Source organism: Thiothrix fructosivorans (genome assembly GCF_017349355.1).
Classification (GTDB): Bacteria; Pseudomonadota; Gammaproteobacteria; order Thiotrichales; family Thiotrichaceae; genus Thiothrix; species Thiothrix fructosivorans.
This window is the reverse complement of record NZ_JAFMPM010000005.1, coordinates 312,640-328,450: the sequence shown is the minus strand read 5'-3', so window position 1 is coordinate 328,450 and position 15,811 is coordinate 312,640. Positions and strand designations below refer to the sequence as shown.

Annotated in this window: 18 protein-coding genes; 4 read left to right on the top strand and 14 right to left on the bottom strand. The window is 50.7% G+C overall.

The window, feature by feature from the left end:
- Position 1 precedes the first annotated feature (1 nt).
- The 6 genes from J1836_RS02700 to smpB all read right to left on the bottom strand — a co-directional run bounded on the left by J1836_RS02700 (position 2) and on the right by smpB (position 5,172).
- A complete protein-coding gene (locus J1836_RS02700) occupies positions 2 to 715 on the bottom strand; it encodes an ABC transporter ATP-binding protein (protein WP_207249345.1) in 714 nt (237 codons plus the stop codon).
- Positions 712 to 1,482, bottom strand: coding sequence for an ABC transporter ATP-binding protein (locus J1836_RS02695; RefSeq protein WP_207249344.1), 771 nt, complete (start codon positions 1,480 to 1,482; stop codon positions 712 to 714). Before J1836_RS02695 ends, J1836_RS02700 begins: the two co-directional genes overlap by 4 nt.
- Positions 1,479 to 2,465 carry an ABC transporter permease subunit gene (locus tag J1836_RS02690; protein WP_207249646.1) on the bottom strand — a complete coding sequence of 329 codons (987 nt, stop codon included), beginning with the start codon at positions 2,463 to 2,465 and terminating at the stop codon, positions 1,479 to 1,481. Before J1836_RS02690 ends, J1836_RS02695 begins: the two co-directional genes overlap by 4 nt.
- 67 nt (positions 2,466 to 2,532) lie before the next feature.
- Positions 2,533 to 3,465 (bottom strand): branched-chain amino acid ABC transporter permease, encoded by a 933-nt coding sequence (locus J1836_RS02685; RefSeq protein ID WP_207249343.1) that lies wholly within the window; start codon positions 3,463 to 3,465, stop codon positions 2,533 to 2,535.
- Positions 3,465 to 4,592, bottom strand: a complete 1,128-nt coding sequence (locus J1836_RS02680) for a branched-chain amino acid ABC transporter substrate-binding protein (protein ID WP_207249342.1) — start codon at positions 4,590 to 4,592, stop codon at positions 3,465 to 3,467. Before J1836_RS02680 ends, J1836_RS02685 begins: the two co-directional genes overlap by 1 nt.
- Positions 4,593 to 4,689: 97 nt before the next feature.
- Positions 4,690 to 5,172 carry an SsrA-binding protein SmpB gene (smpB, locus tag J1836_RS02675; protein ID WP_207249341.1) on the bottom strand — a complete coding sequence of 161 codons (483 nt, stop codon included), beginning with the start codon at positions 5,170 to 5,172 and terminating at the stop codon, positions 4,690 to 4,692.
- 117 nt (positions 5,173 to 5,289) lie between these two features.
- Here smpB and J1836_RS02670 point away from each other — a divergent pair, with 117 nt between their 5' ends.
- Positions 5,290 to 6,333 carry an AAA family ATPase gene (locus J1836_RS02670; protein ID WP_207249340.1) on the top strand — a complete coding sequence of 348 codons (1,044 nt, stop codon included), beginning with the start codon at positions 5,290 to 5,292 and terminating at the stop codon, positions 6,331 to 6,333.
- A gap of 96 nt (positions 6,334 to 6,429) precedes the next feature.
- The gene (gene glgC / locus J1836_RS02665) at positions 6,430 to 7,698 is read left to right on the top strand and encodes a glucose-1-phosphate adenylyltransferase (RefSeq protein ID WP_207249339.1); all 1,269 of its coding nucleotides are present in this window, start codon (positions 6,430 to 6,432) and stop codon (positions 7,696 to 7,698) included.
- On the opposite strand, the gene J1836_RS02660 is transcribed toward glgC, so the two are convergent.
- The 4 genes from J1836_RS02660 to J1836_RS02645 form a co-directional block, all read right to left on the bottom strand.
- Positions 7,695 to 8,546 carry a cupin-like domain-containing protein gene (locus J1836_RS02660; RefSeq protein ID WP_207249338.1) on the bottom strand — a complete coding sequence of 284 codons (852 nt, stop codon included), beginning with the start codon at positions 8,544 to 8,546 and terminating at the stop codon, positions 7,695 to 7,697. The genes glgC and J1836_RS02660 overlap by 4 nt on opposite strands.
- Entirely contained in the window at positions 8,543 to 9,664 is a 1,122-nt protein-coding gene (locus J1836_RS02655) for a GNAT family N-acetyltransferase (RefSeq protein WP_207249337.1), read from the bottom strand. Before J1836_RS02655 ends, J1836_RS02660 begins: the two co-directional genes overlap by 4 nt.
- Before the next feature lie 161 nt (positions 9,665 to 9,825).
- Positions 9,826 to 10,023 (bottom strand): Alvin_2107 family globule sulfur oxidation protein, encoded by a 198-nt coding sequence (locus J1836_RS02650; RefSeq protein ID WP_207249336.1) that lies wholly within the window; start codon positions 10,021 to 10,023, stop codon positions 9,826 to 9,828.
- Positions 10,024 to 10,069: 46 nt separating this feature from the next.
- Positions 10,070 to 11,191: an anthranilate phosphoribosyltransferase gene (locus J1836_RS02645; RefSeq protein WP_207249335.1), complete on the bottom strand. Its 1,122-nt coding sequence runs from the start codon at positions 11,189 to 11,191 to the stop codon at positions 10,070 to 10,072.
- Positions 11,192 to 11,344: 153 nt separating this feature from the next.
- Here J1836_RS02645 and J1836_RS02640 point away from each other — a divergent pair, with 153 nt between their 5' ends.
- Positions 11,345 to 11,788, top strand: coding sequence for a tetratricopeptide repeat protein (locus J1836_RS02640; RefSeq protein WP_242632669.1), 444 nt, complete (start codon positions 11,345 to 11,347; stop codon positions 11,786 to 11,788).
- A 377-nt stretch (positions 11,789 to 12,165) separates the two neighbouring features.
- Here J1836_RS02640 and panD read toward each other — a convergent pair whose 3' ends face one another.
- The 4 genes from panD to J1836_RS02620 all read right to left on the bottom strand — a co-directional run bounded on the left by panD (position 12,166) and on the right by J1836_RS02620 (position 14,669).
- Entirely contained in the window at positions 12,166 to 12,546 is a 381-nt protein-coding gene (gene panD, locus J1836_RS02635; RefSeq protein ID WP_093067861.1) for an aspartate 1-decarboxylase, read from the bottom strand.
- A 48-nt stretch (positions 12,547 to 12,594) separates the two neighbouring features.
- Positions 12,595 to 13,461, bottom strand: coding sequence for a pantoate--beta-alanine ligase (panC, locus tag J1836_RS02630; RefSeq protein WP_207249334.1), 867 nt, complete (start codon positions 13,459 to 13,461; stop codon positions 12,595 to 12,597).
- 10 nt (positions 13,462 to 13,471) lie between these two features.
- Positions 13,472 to 14,281 carry a 3-methyl-2-oxobutanoate hydroxymethyltransferase gene (gene panB, locus J1836_RS02625; protein WP_207249333.1) on the bottom strand — a complete coding sequence of 270 codons (810 nt, stop codon included), beginning with the start codon at positions 14,279 to 14,281 and terminating at the stop codon, positions 13,472 to 13,474.
- A gap of 79 nt (positions 14,282 to 14,360) precedes the next feature.
- Positions 14,361 to 14,669, bottom strand: coding sequence for a hypothetical protein (locus J1836_RS02620; RefSeq protein ID WP_207249332.1), 309 nt, complete (start codon positions 14,667 to 14,669; stop codon positions 14,361 to 14,363).
- Between the two features lie 174 nt (positions 14,670 to 14,843).
- Here J1836_RS02620 and J1836_RS02615 point away from each other — a divergent pair, with 174 nt between their 5' ends.
- Positions 14,844 to 15,800, top strand: a complete 957-nt coding sequence (locus J1836_RS02615) for a helix-turn-helix domain-containing protein (protein ID WP_207249331.1) — start codon at positions 14,844 to 14,846, stop codon at positions 15,798 to 15,800.
- The last annotated feature ends 11 nt before the right edge of the window (positions 15,801 to 15,811 follow it).

Here is a 15,811-nt window from a genome sequence, read left to right as displayed (position 1 = left end):
CTCACAGTTCACCGAGATAAGCGGCTTGGACAGCGGGGTCATCCGCAAGGGTCTGGGATGCGCCGCTCAAGGTAATTTCGCCGTGTTCCATCACATAACCGCGCTGGCTAATGCCGAGTGCCAGCCGCACATTCTGTTCCACAAGCAAAATGGTAATACCCTGTTTGGCAATGGTTTGGATAATGCTGTAAATCGTCTGCACCATGATCGGCGCAAGCCCCATGCTGGGTTCGTCGAGCATCAGCAATTTCGGTTTGGAAAGCATCGCACGCGCCAGCGCCAGCATTTGCTGTTCGCCGCCAGACAGCAACCCCGCCTGTTGCTGATGACGTTCCGCCAGCCGAGGTAACAGCGCGTAGATGTCGTTGATTTCGCGCTGCACATTGGCGCGGTCGGTACGGTTGTACGCGCCCATCAGCAGGTTTTCCAACACTGTCATGCGGGTGAAAATACCGCGCCCTTCCGGCACAAGCGCCAAATTCAAGGCCGCAATCTGGTAGGCAGGCATCGCATTCAAGCGTTTGCCATCAAACATCATCTCGCCAGAATGCGCGGGTAACAAACCACTCAAAGTTTTCAGCGTAGTGGTCTTACCCGCACCGTTCGCCCCGATCAGGCACACAGTTTCACCTTGCTGCACCTCAAAGCTAATGCTTTTAACGGCACGAATACTGTCGTAATTAACGCACAGGTTTTGCACGGAAAGCAGGTTCATACAACAACCTCCCCGCCCAAATAGGCCGCAATCACTTTCGGATCGTGGCGCACGACATCGGGCGTACCTTCGGCAATTTTCTGCCCGTAATCCAGCACGACTAAGCGGTCGCAAATACCCATGACCAGTTTCACATCGTGCTCAATCAGCATCAGGGTTAAACCTTCCTCACGCAAACTCACCATCAGGTCACGCAAAGCGTTTTTCTCGTTAGGATTCATGCCAGCGGCAGGTTCGTCGAGTGCCAGCAATTTCGGTTCGCTGGCTAACGCACGCGCAATTTCCAAACGGCGTTGGTCGCCATACGACAAGTTTTTTGCCAACGTGTGGGTATGCTTGCCAATCCCAACGCGGGTGAGCAATTGCTGGGCATAAGCCATGCAATCCCGCTCTTCCTTGCGGTTGTGCGCCGTGTGCAGCAATGCCGCGAGTACGCCGGACGTGGTGCGCGTATGCCGCCCCACCATCACGTTTTCCAGCGCGGTCATATTGTGGAACAAACGGATATTCTGGAAGGTACGTGCAAAACCTGCTTTGAGGATTTCGTGCGGTTTACGCCGATACAAGGACGTACCCACCAAATCAATCGCGCCCGTGTCCGGCTGATACAACCCGGTCAGCGCATTGAACAGCGTGGTTTTACCCGCCCCATTCGGGCCAATCACCCCGAAGATTTCACCCTTACGCACCGTAAAACTGACATCGGTGAGCGCCTTAATACCGCCAAAATGTTTGGAGACATTGGCAACGCGGAGCAAATCGCTCATGTGGCATCCTCCGCCAATTCTTGCCGCCGTAGTTTGGAGGGCAGCAAACCTGCCGGACGCAACAGCATCATCAATACCAACGCAATTCCAAACAACAACATGCGCAAATCTGCCGGATCAATAAATACTTCGCCAAACACAGCCCGCTGCAAATCGCCGGTATAGCGCAAGGCTTCCGGGATCATCGTCACCAGCAACGCGCCTAAAATCACCCCGTAAATATTGCCCATGCCCCCCAGCACAATCATGCTGAGGATCATGATGGATTCCATCAAATTAAAACTTTCCGGGCTAACAAAGCCTTGGAAGCTGGCAAACAAACCGCCGCTCAAACCACCAAAGGTTGCACCCATTGCAAACGCCAATAGCTTGATGTTACGGGTATTGATGCCCGCCGCTGCCGCCGCCATTTCATCTTCACGGATTGCCACCCACGCCCGCCCGATGCGCGAATTTTCTAGCCGCATACACACAAATACCACCAATGCCACAAACAGCAAAAACAGGTAGTAATACAAATGCGGGGAAGAAAACGTGATACCGAAAATTTCTTGCGTCTTGCCCAATGAAAGCCCCGCAATCGTGACCGGCTCAATCTGGGTAATGCCTTGCGGCCCATTGGTAATGTTGACCGGCGCGTTCAAATTATTCAGGAAAATACGGATAATTTCCCCGAAACCCAGCGTCACAATCGCCAAATAATCCCCGCGTAAGCGCAGCGTCGGCGTTCCCAGCAATACCCCAAACAAACCTGCAATCGCAGCCCCCGTGGGCAAAATCACCCAAAACGGCAAATTCAGCCCAAAATGCGGCGAAGCCAGTAATGCCCAACAATACGCCCCCACCGCATAGAACGCGACGTAGCCCAAATCCAACAAGCCCGCGTAACCCACCACGATATTCAGCCCCAAAGCCAACATGATGTAGAGCAACGCAAAATCGAGAATCCGCAGCCACGATTTACCGAGGCTGGCTTCCACCATAAACGGCAGCAATACCAACCCCAGCAATAATAAAACGGCGGTCAGCCAAGCCTTGCCTTTCAAGTAATCAAGCACGTTCAACGCTTCTACTCCCCAGCAAGCCTGATGGTTTCAGTGTTAATACTAAGATCAACACCAAGAAGGCGAAAATATCTTGATAGTGACTTCCCAAGAAACCGCCGGTCAAATCGCCAATATAACCCGCGCCCAAGGCTTCGAGTACCCCCAGCAATAAGCCGCCGAGCATCGCACCCGCAAGGTTGCCGATCCCGCCCAAGACCGCCGCCGAGAAGGCTTTCAAACCCAATAAAAAGCCCATGTAATAATGGGCTTGTCCGTAATTTGCACTGACCATCACACCCGCAATCGCTGCGAGTGCCGAGCCAATAATAAACGTCGAGGAAATCACCGCGTTAACGTTAACCCCCATCAATTGCGCCACTGCTGGCGCTTGCGCGGTTGCCCGCATCGCCCGCCCTAAGCGGGTACGGTTCACCAAGGTCACCAAGCCAAACATAATGACCACGGTCAATACCAGAATGGCAATTTGCACATCGGTAATGGATGCGCCAAACACATTATGCCGCCCTTGCGGCAACAACGTGGTGGGGAACGCAATGTATTGCTTACCCCAAATCAGCATTGCCACATTTTGCAACACAATCGACAGGCCAATCGCGGTAATCAACGGTGCAAGCCGTGGGGCATGACGTAGCGGACGATACGCCACCCGCTCTATCGAATACCCCAGCAACATACACGCAGGTATCGCCACCAGCAGACCTGCTAACACAATCATAATACCCGGCAAATCGGGGGCTACCCCAAACAATGCGCCAATGACCGCCAAAGCAATCATCGACCCCATCATGGTGGTTTCACCGTGGGCAAAATTGATCAATTCCAGAATGCCGTAAACCAATGTGTAGCCAAGCGCAACCAAGGCATACACACTGCCCAGCACTAATCCGTTAACAAGCTGCTGTGCGAAAATATCCATTATGGCTGAACCGTCTCCAATGTTTCCCACTTACCGCCCTTCACGGTGTACAGCGTGATTGGCCCAGAGGTTAAGTCGCCCTTAGCATCAAAACTGATTTTGCCGGTGACACCTTCAAGGCTGGTTTTGCCCAGTTCAGGCAGGTATTTGGTAGGGTCAGTGGAATTGGCGCGTTTCATTGCATCAACCATCACGTAAGCCGCGTCATACGCATACGGTGCATATAACTGGATTTGTCCGTACTTTTCTTCAAACTTCTTTTTGAAATCCGCGCCCTTTGGCATTTTTTCAATCGGCAAACCGGGGATGGAAGCAATCGCACCGTCCGCATCTGCCCCTGCCAACTCAATGAATTTAGGGGTTTGCATCCCGTCACCACCGAGTAATTGTGCCTTCATACCCAGTTGGCGCATTTGCTTGGCAATCGGTGCTGCTTGTGGATCCATCCCGCCGAAGAAAATCACATCAGGCGTTTTACCTTTGATGGACGTCAGAATCGCGCTGAAATCGGTAGCCTTGTCGTTGGTGTGTTCAACCGCAACCACTTCTGCACCGGCTGCTTTAGCGGCTTTTTCAACTTCAGCCGCCAGACCTTGCCCGTAAGCCGTTTGGTCATCGATGATCGCGACTTTCTTGCCCAGTTTTGCGGCATAAGCACCCAATACTTTGCCTTGTTGTTCGTCATTGGTCATGACGCGGAACGCGGTTTTGTAACCTTGGGCGGTGTATTTGATGGCAGTGGCAGAGGGGGAGATTTGTGGAATGTTGTTGTCGGAATAGACCTTTGAGGCGGGGATGGTTGCGCCGGAATTCAAATGTCCGACGACGCCAACGATGCCTTCGTCAATCATGCGCTGCGCAACGATGGTAGCGGTTTTCGGGTCGGCTTGGTCGTCTTCGCTCATGACTTCAAAGGTAACTACTTTGCCGTCAATCGTGGGCTTAGTCGCGTTGATTTCGTCAATCGCCAAGCGCACGCCGTTATCGTTGTCTTTACCGATATGTGCTTGAGGTCCTGTCAGTGGAGAAGATTGACCAATTTTAACGGTGACAGCATCTTCAGCATGGGCAGTCATGCTCAGGCTCAACGCCAAAGCAACACTCAGTGCAAGCAATGTGGATTTCATCTCTCTTTCTCCTTTGATTTATGCGGGTTCTTTGAGCGTAGTCAAAGCGGTTTGATCTTACTATGCCAGACGCAATTGAGCCAATCATCTAATAGCATTAATGTCGCTTCATGATACGGTCTTTTTCACGTCCCCAATCGCGCTCTTTTTCGCTCTCACGTTTGTCGTGTTGTTGTTTGCCTTTGCCTAAGCCGATTTCGAGTTTGACGCGGTTATTTTTCCAATACAACGCCAGCGGCACAACGGCATAACCTTTGCGATCCACCGCGACATTGATTTTAAAAATCTCATTGCCGTGCAGCAGCAATTTACGGGTACGGGTGGACTCTGGGATGATATGCGTGGAGGCGGAGAGCAAGGCGCTAATGTGCGCTCCAAATAAAAACATCTCGCCCTTATCATTAATCACGTAGCTTTCTTTGAGTTGCACACGCCCTTCACGCAGACTTTTGATTTCCCAACCTTGCAAGACCATGCCCGCCTCGTAGGTTTGTTCAATGTAATAGTCGTGGCGTGCCTGTTTGTTCAGGGCAATGGTTTTTTGACCGGGGGTACTTTTCTTTTTGGGTGTCTTTGCCATGATCGTGTTAAAGGTTACGAAAACGTGAAATGATACGCGGGTTTTGCGTCAATTTGCACACCTTTGTCAGCAAGCCGTATGATCGGACGCTTTGTGACGACAGAATAAGGATTTCCTATGCGCCCAAGCTCGCTCAGTTCCATCCTCGATAAAGAATTTCTCGGCACGTTGGCGGGGCATCACACCCCCGTGATGTTGTGGGGTGCACCCGGTGTCGGCAAGTCGCAAATCATTGCACAAGTTGGCGTGCGGCATGGCATACCCGTGATTGACGTGCGCTTGTCGCAGATGGAACCAAGCGACTTACGCGGCATCCCTTTCCGTGACAACGCACTGGTGGAATGGGCAATCCCGTCCATGCTGCCCAATGAGGAACGCCACGGTAAACAAGGCATCCTGTTTCTGGATGAAATCACCTCCGCCGTACCCAGCGTGTCCGCCGCCGCCTACCAGTTGATTTTGGATCGGCGACTCGGCGATTACCGCGTACCGGATGGCTGGGCAATTTTTGCAGCAGGCAATCGCCAAGGCGACCGAGGCGTGACTTACACCATGCCTGCCCCGCTGGCGAACCGCTTTTCACACTTTGAAGTCGATTTAAATCTGGATGACTGGGTAGCATGGGCGTACAAAAATAATATCGACGAACGCATTATCGGCTTTTTGCGCTTCCGCCCCGAACAGTTGTTTAAATTTGATCCGGCACATAATCCGGTCGCGTTTCCGACCCCGCGTTCATGGGAATTTGCGCATCGGGCGTTGCAAAAATTTAGCGATTCACCCGCCTTGTTGCTGGGAACGTTGCAAGCCTGCGTGGGACCTGCTGCGGGGATTGAGCTGAAAGCGTTTGTGGATAGCCTCGATCAAATGCCGGATTTGGATGCGATTTTGCGTGGCGAAGACATCAAAGCGCCCAAGGAAGTGGATTTGCAATACGCGGTCGCGTCGTCGCTAGTGGGTCGGGCGATTCGCGCCAAAGGCACACCGGAAGCCGCCGTGGTTTACGGACATATCCTCAACTACGCCAAGGCATTTCCGTTGAAGGAAATGGGCGTGATGTTGGTGTCGGATATGCTGCGGGCGGTGGGCGATGAGATGTTCGCGATTCCAGCATTTGCGCAGTGGGCGCAATCGATTGGCGACATTATGTTGTACGACTAAAGAAAATCCCCATGCTTTCTTGACCCCACGTAATGAAACTGAAGCCAATCCAGCGTACAGTTAAACGAATAAGTAACTGACTGTGGAGCGTATTGAATGACAACTAACAACCCTCGCTTTATCAGCCTGCTAACGCGGGAAACGCTAGCGCTGGTACTAGCAGGTGGGCGCGGCTCACGTTTATATGAACTGACTGACCGCCGTGCTAAGCCTGCCGTCTATTTCGGGGGGAAATTTCGCATTATTGACTTTCCGCTGTCCAATTGCGTCAACTCCGGTATTCGCAAAATCGGTGTTTTGACCCAATACAAAGCGCATTCCCTGATCCGCCATCTGGTGCATGGCTGGTCGAATTTCCGCACTGAATTGGGCGAATTCGTGGAAGTATTGCCTGCTTCGCAACGCACCACGGGCAACTGGTATGCAGGCACAGCCGATGCGATTTACCAAAACCTCGACATTGTGGAAACCTTGCGCCCCAAATACGTATTGGTGCTGTCAGGCGACCATGTTTACAAAATGGATTATGGCGAAATGCTGGCTTACCACGTCGAAAACGGCGCGGATATGACCGTGGCGTGCGTGGGTGTATCGCTAGAAGAGGCCAAAGGCTTTGGCGTGATGACGGTGGATGACAACCACCGCGTAGTGGCTTTCGATGAAAAACCTGAGCATCCACAACCGATGCCGGGATCGAGCGATACCGCACTAGCCTCGATGGGTAACTATATTTTTAACACCGATTTTCTGTTTGAACAATTGCATAAAGATGCTGAAAATCCCGATTCTAGCCGTGATTTTGGTAAAGACATTATCCCGTCCATCATTGCTGAACACGCCGTGTATGCTTACCCGTTCCGTGATCCAATCACTGGCAAACAACCATACTGGCGCGATGTGGGTACGATTGATGCCTTCTGGGAAGCCAATATGGAATTGGTCTCCGTCAACCCAGAACTGAATTTGTATGACGAAACATGGCCGATTCTCACCTATCACCGTCAGTTACCCTCCGCCAAATTCGTGTTCCGCGATCCGGGTCGCGAAGGCAAAGCGCTGGATTCAGTGGTTTCCGCAGGGTGCGTTATTTCGGGCGCAAGCGTGATCAATTCATTGCTGTTTTCGAACGTCAAAGTGCATTCGTACAGCACTGTACAAGACTCGGTAGTCTTACCTGAAGCGCAAATTGGGCGACACTGCCGCATTACGCGAGCGGTAATTGATCGGGGTTGTCAATTACCCGCAGGTACGGTAATTGGCGAAGATCGCGAATTGGATGCGAAACGTTTCCGTGTTACCCCCAATGGCATTACCTTAGTCACGCCGGAAATGCTGGGGCAAAAGGGTTCAGCCAGTGTTGGTTAAACCCACAAGCTTTTCAACTGACGTAACGCCATAATACCGCCATGCTTTAACGCATCTTTACGTGGCTGTTGACCAACCGGAGTTGGGGTTATCCCCAACTTACGGCGCAGCAAGCCATTCAATTTATATAGCCGTGCAATCCGATCAGACTGTTCTGAATGGAACGTGATGCTGAACGATACCGACACTTCCTTGCCATTCTGCACCCAATGCGGTGCATTGATTGGCACAAACAAACCATCACCGGGTTTCAGGGTAAACGTGTGCGCCTTGGCTTGGAACGCCTCCTGAAACGGCTGGTTACGGTGTGATGACGCATACACGTACTTTTCTTCAATCGCTGCTTCCGGCAGGATGCCACGGTCGTATTTATCGAATTGGTGCATGGTTTTCTCGCCACGAATTTGCAGCAAGAAATTATATTCTGGGTCAAAATGAAACGGCGTAACACTGTCCGGTGACGTAATAAAAATGAAAGCTGCCCGATCATGCAAGCCGCTCAATGATTGCGCTGCATGAGGGTACAGTTCATCCAAACACGCATCCAGCAAGGCTTTGTAGATAGGCTCACGCTCCACATGCTTCAACACCAACCACGATTGGCAATGTTCAATGCGTTCGATGGTTTCCTCAATACTCAAACCATTACGCGGGGTCGCAGCGGGATCTTGCCCCGGTACGAGTGTGCCCGCGTTGTACTCCACGCTATCTGCGGGCATTCGCCGACTCAATGCCAGCAACGCGGGTAATGCAAACGCCCCCAAACTCGCCAAATGGTGTTGCAGCGTAAAGCCGCTGTCAGGAAAATGTTGGTTAAAACGTTTCGGTTGAATCGTTAAACACTTCACACGCGTGTGCCTTGGTAATACTGGTAAACCGTTTTGACAAACTGCATGGTATGCAATAAGGGCTTGCTCAACACGCGCGGAGTACTCAGGTGAAAGTTCACCATCTTGCGACGCTCAGGCCATAAATGGTCGATCATTGGATGATTGGGAATCGCGCAGGAATCCATCCATTCCAGCGGTGTGTCATCAAGGGTGCGATAAATATTTTCTAGCTCCAGCAAGACACCGGGCGAATACGCCGCATAATCCTCGTGGTAAGCAATTTTCAGCGCGTAACTGCCATGCGTTGCACTGGTCAGGTTTAACTTGACGGCAATCGGTTTACCATCCAATAACAAGCGCAACATCATCAGTTGTCCGTGAGCTGCTGCATTACGGATCAAGTTTTCCGCAAATTCACGTTCTCCGTAAGCGCAACTCATCGCGGTCAAGGCACGTCCTTTCCAACCTTTTTCCTCTAGGTGTAAAAAATCCTTGATCCAATCACTCAAACCCTGCCCTTGCCCTGGCAGTAAGGCTTGAAATTCAACCTTACCAAGATCCTCAAGCCGTCGCCGCAAACGGCTGTATTCTTTGCGTTTCTTTTTGCGTTGATGCGTCGTTACATAATCTTCACCAGAAATACCCGCTGTCAATAACGCCCGTGCCCACGTATCACGTTCATTCAATAAACAGCCATGTTGTTGAGCGCACAGCCGTAAATGTCGAGCAAACTCACCGTCAGCGGGCACTTTATTGAGTGAAAACGCCAATGCCCCTGAATGCTCATGCAGCCAGTCAAACAAGGCTTGCAAGGTTTCGGTGGCATACAACTTATGTACCAAGGGCGTACCCAACGGACAATGCGGATGCAACCAGTTAAGCCAATGGCAGGCGGGGAATTTTTGGTAGGTATGCTGTTGTATCATGGGAAACAGCCCCGTTAAACGGGAGTGTGCCGCATCTGACCAGACAAGCAAGACAGCCACGTTATCCTGAGTGGCTAACGCCTCTAACGCGGGTAACAATGCCCAACTTTCGTAGAAAACGTTAGGTTCAAGGGATTCGCGTGTGAGTACATCCCATGCTGGGACAATATCACGCAATTCACGGCGAGCGGTTACAAGTTGCGTAATCAATTGAATACCCGTTTATAGTTATTGAATGACCATATTGGGATGATTGTGCGCTTAATGAGGCAGGCTGTTTAAGCGCATACCGGATAAACGGAATGAAATCGGCGACAACAAAAAAGCGTGCCGAAGCACGCTTTTTTATTCTTCACAAGGGAGGATAACGCTTAAGCAGCAATCCACTCTTTGTAAGCTTCCGTGTCTTTTTCCTGACCAGCCGCATAGCCTGCTTCGTAGGCCTCTGTCAGGCGCTGCTCTTCACGCATGGGATTGAGCAGGTAGCCACCTTGCCAGCCTTGCAGGAACTCAGCGTCAACGCCCGCTTTTTCCATTTCTACCACAGCGTTGTAATACTGCATATTCATTTGTCATGTCCTCTCTAAATCAAAAATGAAAATAAACGTGGTGCTTTTACGCCGCAGCACGCAGTGTTTCCAGTGCCTTGCCACTATCGAGCATGGCACGTACCGCATCAGCGGCCTCCTGTATCGAACCATAACGGCTCAAATGCGCCAGACAGATCGAGGCGGAGTATACCAGACTGTCGTACATCAAACCTTTTTCGCCAGCGAGGGCTGCCATGCCCAGCTCAGCCGCTTTCGCTGCCAGTGCATCGCTATCCACCGTGGTTGCAATCTCATCACCAATCAGCGGTGCAGCAGGCAAATCATCCGGCAATGGCACAGCACGAACGTCTGCTTGCAGCCCAAACTCTTTGGGATCAAGATCGCGTTGCTGCTCTTCGCCCTGCGCATAATAATAAAACAGCTTGCCTGCTTGTTGCAGGGAAGGAATCACGCCACCTTCCACACCGCGCACAAACATGGCGCTATCAAAACCTGCCTGACGTGCCAGTGACGCATAAATCGGCGGATAGGCTTTATGCACATAGCCGCCCATGCAATGCGTTTTCACCCGACCACGAATCGGCCCTAACATGGTTTCCACCGTGGTCAGCACTTGACGCTTGATCATGCGCTGCCGAATCGGAATCAAATCATGCAAACCGGGGGCAAACTGACGCTGGTCAAGGTATGCCCAACCAATACGCTCCAATTGCGCTACCGCTTCCGCTGGCGTCAAATTCACATTGAGGCCAGCCGCTTTCAAAATCTTGTGGTGGGTCGCACCAAACTTAGGCCCTACTTGCTCTAAGCCGTGCAAGACCGCGTGTACGCCCATTGCCGCCAATACGACGGGCACAAACGTGGAAGCCGGTACGCCGCGTGTATAACCGTCATATGGGTCAGACACGTCCAGCACCTCATCCACATTGGCGGTGCTGATCGCCGAAGTATCAATCAAGGCTTGCAACGTGCCACGGTTTTCTTCATCGGTTTCACGCTTCATACGCAACGCAATAAAGTAAACCGCGACCTGCACAGGGTCAGCCTCACCACTCAGAATGTGGCGCATGGCGTAATAGGCATCCTCATAGCTCAGATCCTTGCTGTATTCAGGACCTGTCGCTACTTTTTGAATGCACTGACGCATGTGCAGTTTCAAATTACGGTCGGTGTTTGTATCAGTCATCGTGGCATTTTCCATATCGCGGAAGTTTAAGAAGCGCGTCCCTGTTTCTAAATATCCCTCTAGGGGTAAAACGCACGTTCCAGTGGGCTATTTCGGAACAGAGCGTAGAATGCGCTAAGATTAGTGTCCGATTTTACGTTCAAGGAGATTCCCGTGTCACAAACCGATAATGAGTCTATGGATTTCGCCAGCGGCATGGCAGCCTTTGAAGCCAAGCATTTTTCCCGCGCCATGCAAATGCTTTCCCCCTTTGCCAGCCAAGGCGATCACATCGCGCAACACTTGTGCGCCATTATGTGCCAAAACGGTCTGGGTGTGGTGCGTAACGATGCGAAAGCCTTTGAACTCATGCAAGCTTCTGCCGAACAAGGTTACGGGCTAGCGCAACACGGCTTAGGCTTTATGTACTTAGAAGGTGAATGCGCTCCCAAAAACGGCGCAGAAGCGGCTAAATGGTTTCGCAAAGCAGGCGCACAAGGGCTACAAGGCTCACTCACCACACTGGCGCTCATGTACCGCCAAGGCAATGGTGTTCCACAAGACGAGGCTGAAGCACAGCGTCTTTATAAACTCGCAGGATTTGAGGATATAGAGTAAACCACAGACCCAACCTGAACCCTTAATGAAGCGTTATAAGACATAAAAATCAGCGAATTATGTTTATAAATAAAATTAATAAATTAAGTACTGATTCAGCACAAACCCGTAAGATGCACGGCATGGATGAAGGGCGTACAGCAATAACAATAAGCCTGGCTAACGATGGATGTTATGAAAAAGCCAGTCGGCTCAAGCATTAATGAATGCCAAGCCGACCTTAATGTTTAACTATCTGCAAGGGTGAGCAGACCCAACACAGATAACAATCATAACAATAAGCGATATTTCGCAACGTGTACCGAGCGATAACTATAACAAGAAAGGCTCGGTTTTTCCTTTTTAATTCCGATCAACTGCACGATTCAGTGCAAACCTCACGCCGCCTGCACCGCGATTTGTTTTGAGGTATGCGTTACCCGATTTTGCTGATCCACATACACCAATTGCGGCTGATGAACATTGGCTTGCGCTTCAGAAAAACCTGCATACGTGCAGATAATAATCAAATCACCCGTGCTAGCCTTATGCGCTGCTGCACCATTGATCGAAATAATCCCACTACCCGCTTCCGCACGAATGGCATACGTTGAAAAACGTTCACCGTTGGTAATGTTGTAAATATGCAGTTGCTCATATTCACGAATATTCCCGATGCGTAGCAAGTTATCATCAATCGCGCAAGAACCTTCATAGTCCAACTCAGCATGAGTGACAGTAACACGGTGCAGTTTGGATTTAAGAAGCGTCAGCTCCATGGCGGTTCCTCCGTAACGTTCAGTCAAGTATTTGGCAAGGCAATACTATTATGATGTTTCTGTTAATTTTTTCAATGTTAAAGCGATATTATCAATGAGGCGTGCTTTGCCCAGCCATGCTGAACCTAGCACCACCAAATCGTCATCCCCTGCTTGCGCGGGCAACAAATCCACTGCACGCCGAATTTCCACATAATCCGGTTGGAAACTGCGTGATGCTAGCGACTGCATTGCCTCGACCTGTAAAGAGGCGTAATCCTGCCTACCTTTGTGCAGCGCGTCAACCACTTCCCGTAGGGTCAACTGCAATCCGGCGGCAAGTTTCCGCTCAGCGGTGGTGAGGTAGCCATTCCGCGAACTCAACGCCAATCCATCCGCCTCACGCACCGTCGGCAAACCTTCAATATGGATGTCCATATCCAAGTCACGCACCATCTGACGAATTAACATCAATTGCTGAAAATCCTTCTCGCCAAACACCGCCACATCCGGCTGTACCAAATGAAACAACTTGCACACAACGGTAGAAACGCCCGTGAAATGACCGGGACGCGAAGCCCCTTCAAGCAACGCACTAATCCCCGGCACGTCGACCTTGGTTGCCAGGCCACCCGTTGGATACATCAGTACAGACGTTGGTGTAAACACCAAATCCGCCCCACCCGCTTGCAACTTGCTGCAATCTTCCGCAAGAGTACGCGGATACGCCGCCAAATCTTCCTTGCGATCAAATTGAGTCGGGTTCACAAAAATGGATACCACTACTTTGCTGCCCAGTTCCTGCGCCCGTTTCACCAAGGCGATATGCCCCGCGTGTAAGTTGCCCATTGTAGGCACAAAAGCAATAGTTTCACCCGCTCTGCGCCAACTCTTAAGTTCTTCTCGCAAAGCGTCAATGGCTTGAACAATAATCATGGGGTGCTCTTTAGAAAAAACAGTGTTGATCGGCGGGGAATGTACCTGCTTTGACGGCCTGCACATACGCAACTACGGCTTGCGGAATCGTTGCCCCTGTACCGATAAAATCTTGGGAAAACTTCGGCGCACGCGGTGAAATACCCAACATATCGTGTAAGACCAGCACTTGCCCGTCACATTCGCGCCCCGCACCAATCCCGATGGTCGGAATCTCTAGCGCTTGGGTAATCTGTGCTGCCAGCGCGACGGGAACGCATTCCAACACCAACATATCCGCCCCCGCATCTTGCAGGGCTTTGGCGTCATCGAGCATTTGCTTAGCAACGGCTTCATCACGCCCTTGCACCCGATAACCACCAAGTTTATGAACCGATTGCGGTTGCAAACCCAAATGCGCACACACCGGCACGCCATGATGAGCCAGTTGTCTGACGGTAGCGACTTGCGGCGCACCGCCTTCTAATTTCACCATGTGTGCGCCGCTTTCCTGCATCAAACGGGCGCTATTACGCAACGCCAGTTCCGGCGAGGTATAGCTCATGAAAGGTAGATCACCAATCACCAAGGCGCGTTGGCTGGTTTTGGTGACAGCACGGGTGTGATAAATCATCTCATCCATCGTCACGGGAACGGTGGTTTCGTGACCTTGGATGACCATGCCCAAGGAATCGCCCACGAGAATGACATCGACCCCTTGCGCGTCGAGCACTTTGGCAAAACTGGCATCGTAAGCCGTCAGCATGACGATCTTTTCACCCTCACGTTTCATCTTACGCAAGGTTGTTACGGTCACGCGCGGCTCAGGTTTAGTACTCATGCGGCTTGTCTCCCAGAATCCGTTAAATGTTGCGGTGCAGTTTAACACACCGCAACATTTCAGCTAGTTAACCTGAGCCTTACCAGCAGTTCCCTGAATTTACACAAGCAACGAGAACTTCGCTCAAAAAGGAAATTAACATATGCTTCATAGAAGGTGGCGGATTGGAGGTGCTTTCCTCCAACGTAGATACATCATGATCAGCACTGACGGGAATAGGAATCGGCGCACCATCTCGCTCTAATGGATAGAACGCAGGCGTTACCGTCGGAACGGATTTGCCCACCACGGATGACGGCATAGTGTCGAGACTGCCTGCTGTTGCAGAGCAAGCGGAGAGTGACAGCGCCAACGCGAACGTCATGGCAATTGTTGGAATTGTTTTCATGGGATGTCTCCATATATTTTGTTTATCAGCGAGACGAAGATTAGCTTAACCCTAGTTAAACGAACAGCACTTTTGTTCATTTATGATTCAGGTTATAACTTATACAGAATTTGCATATTGCATAAATTTATTGCATATTGTTATCTTTAAATATATCGAACAATAACTAAACAAATGCAAGCAGATACACCTAATCGGCACATCCCGCAGGATGGCAAACGTCTCAAGGCGTTACGAAAAATTAAAGGGCTGAGTCAAGCAGGATTGGCGCAAGCATTACAGGCATTGATCAAGCCTTACATGAAAACGGGCTTCGTCATTCAACAACCTGACATCGCGCGGATTGAGCTGGAAAAGTCCACCCTAGACGTACCTGAATTGCTCGGCTATTCGCAATTTTTTGGTACGGATATAGACGATTTGCTAAAACCGCATTTTCGCTCCCTGCACAAAAACGCCTTCTGTTTGCAACAATTTTCGACGGATAGTGACGCAGATGACTACTTTACCCAGATGGAAGCAGCCGGTCGCATTCTGGCTTATAGCCACTTTCCCTCCTCTTTTTTCATGGGAAATCAGCCCACTAATCGCCGTTTTCAGCAAATTTCACAAACCGATTATTGCGAAACACACCTGCATACGCTGGATTCGCTGTTGAGTTTTATTTTCTCGCCGATCAGTCGCTACAGCTACGCGCAACGCAACAGCATTCTGGAACGCTATTTGGAGCATTTTCGGCAGCGCCACAACAAGCATTTATACTTTTTTTCGCGTGCGAATTTTCCCCCACACAGCCTGTTTCCGAATCTGGTCTTACTCCCAGAAAAGGCCACGTTACTGATGCTTGCGCCCATCATGCAGCAACAGCAAGGTGATATTTTTCTCGAAATCCATGACGAACCGATCTGCAAACAGGTGTACAATTTTTATTTCCAAACCGTGCCGTTGCTGGAAGCAAGTATGCCCTTGCTGCGCATCGGTCGAGAAACACTAGCCCTGTTACAAGCTGGTGTTAGCATGGAAAATGCCATTCGTTATTTTTATGATGAAGTGCAGAAGCGCAGCCCCGAAGATGCCGAAGCTGTGCTCCAAAACGTGGGTCAAGACATGCAGGACATCTTGATTGAATAACAGCGTGACAA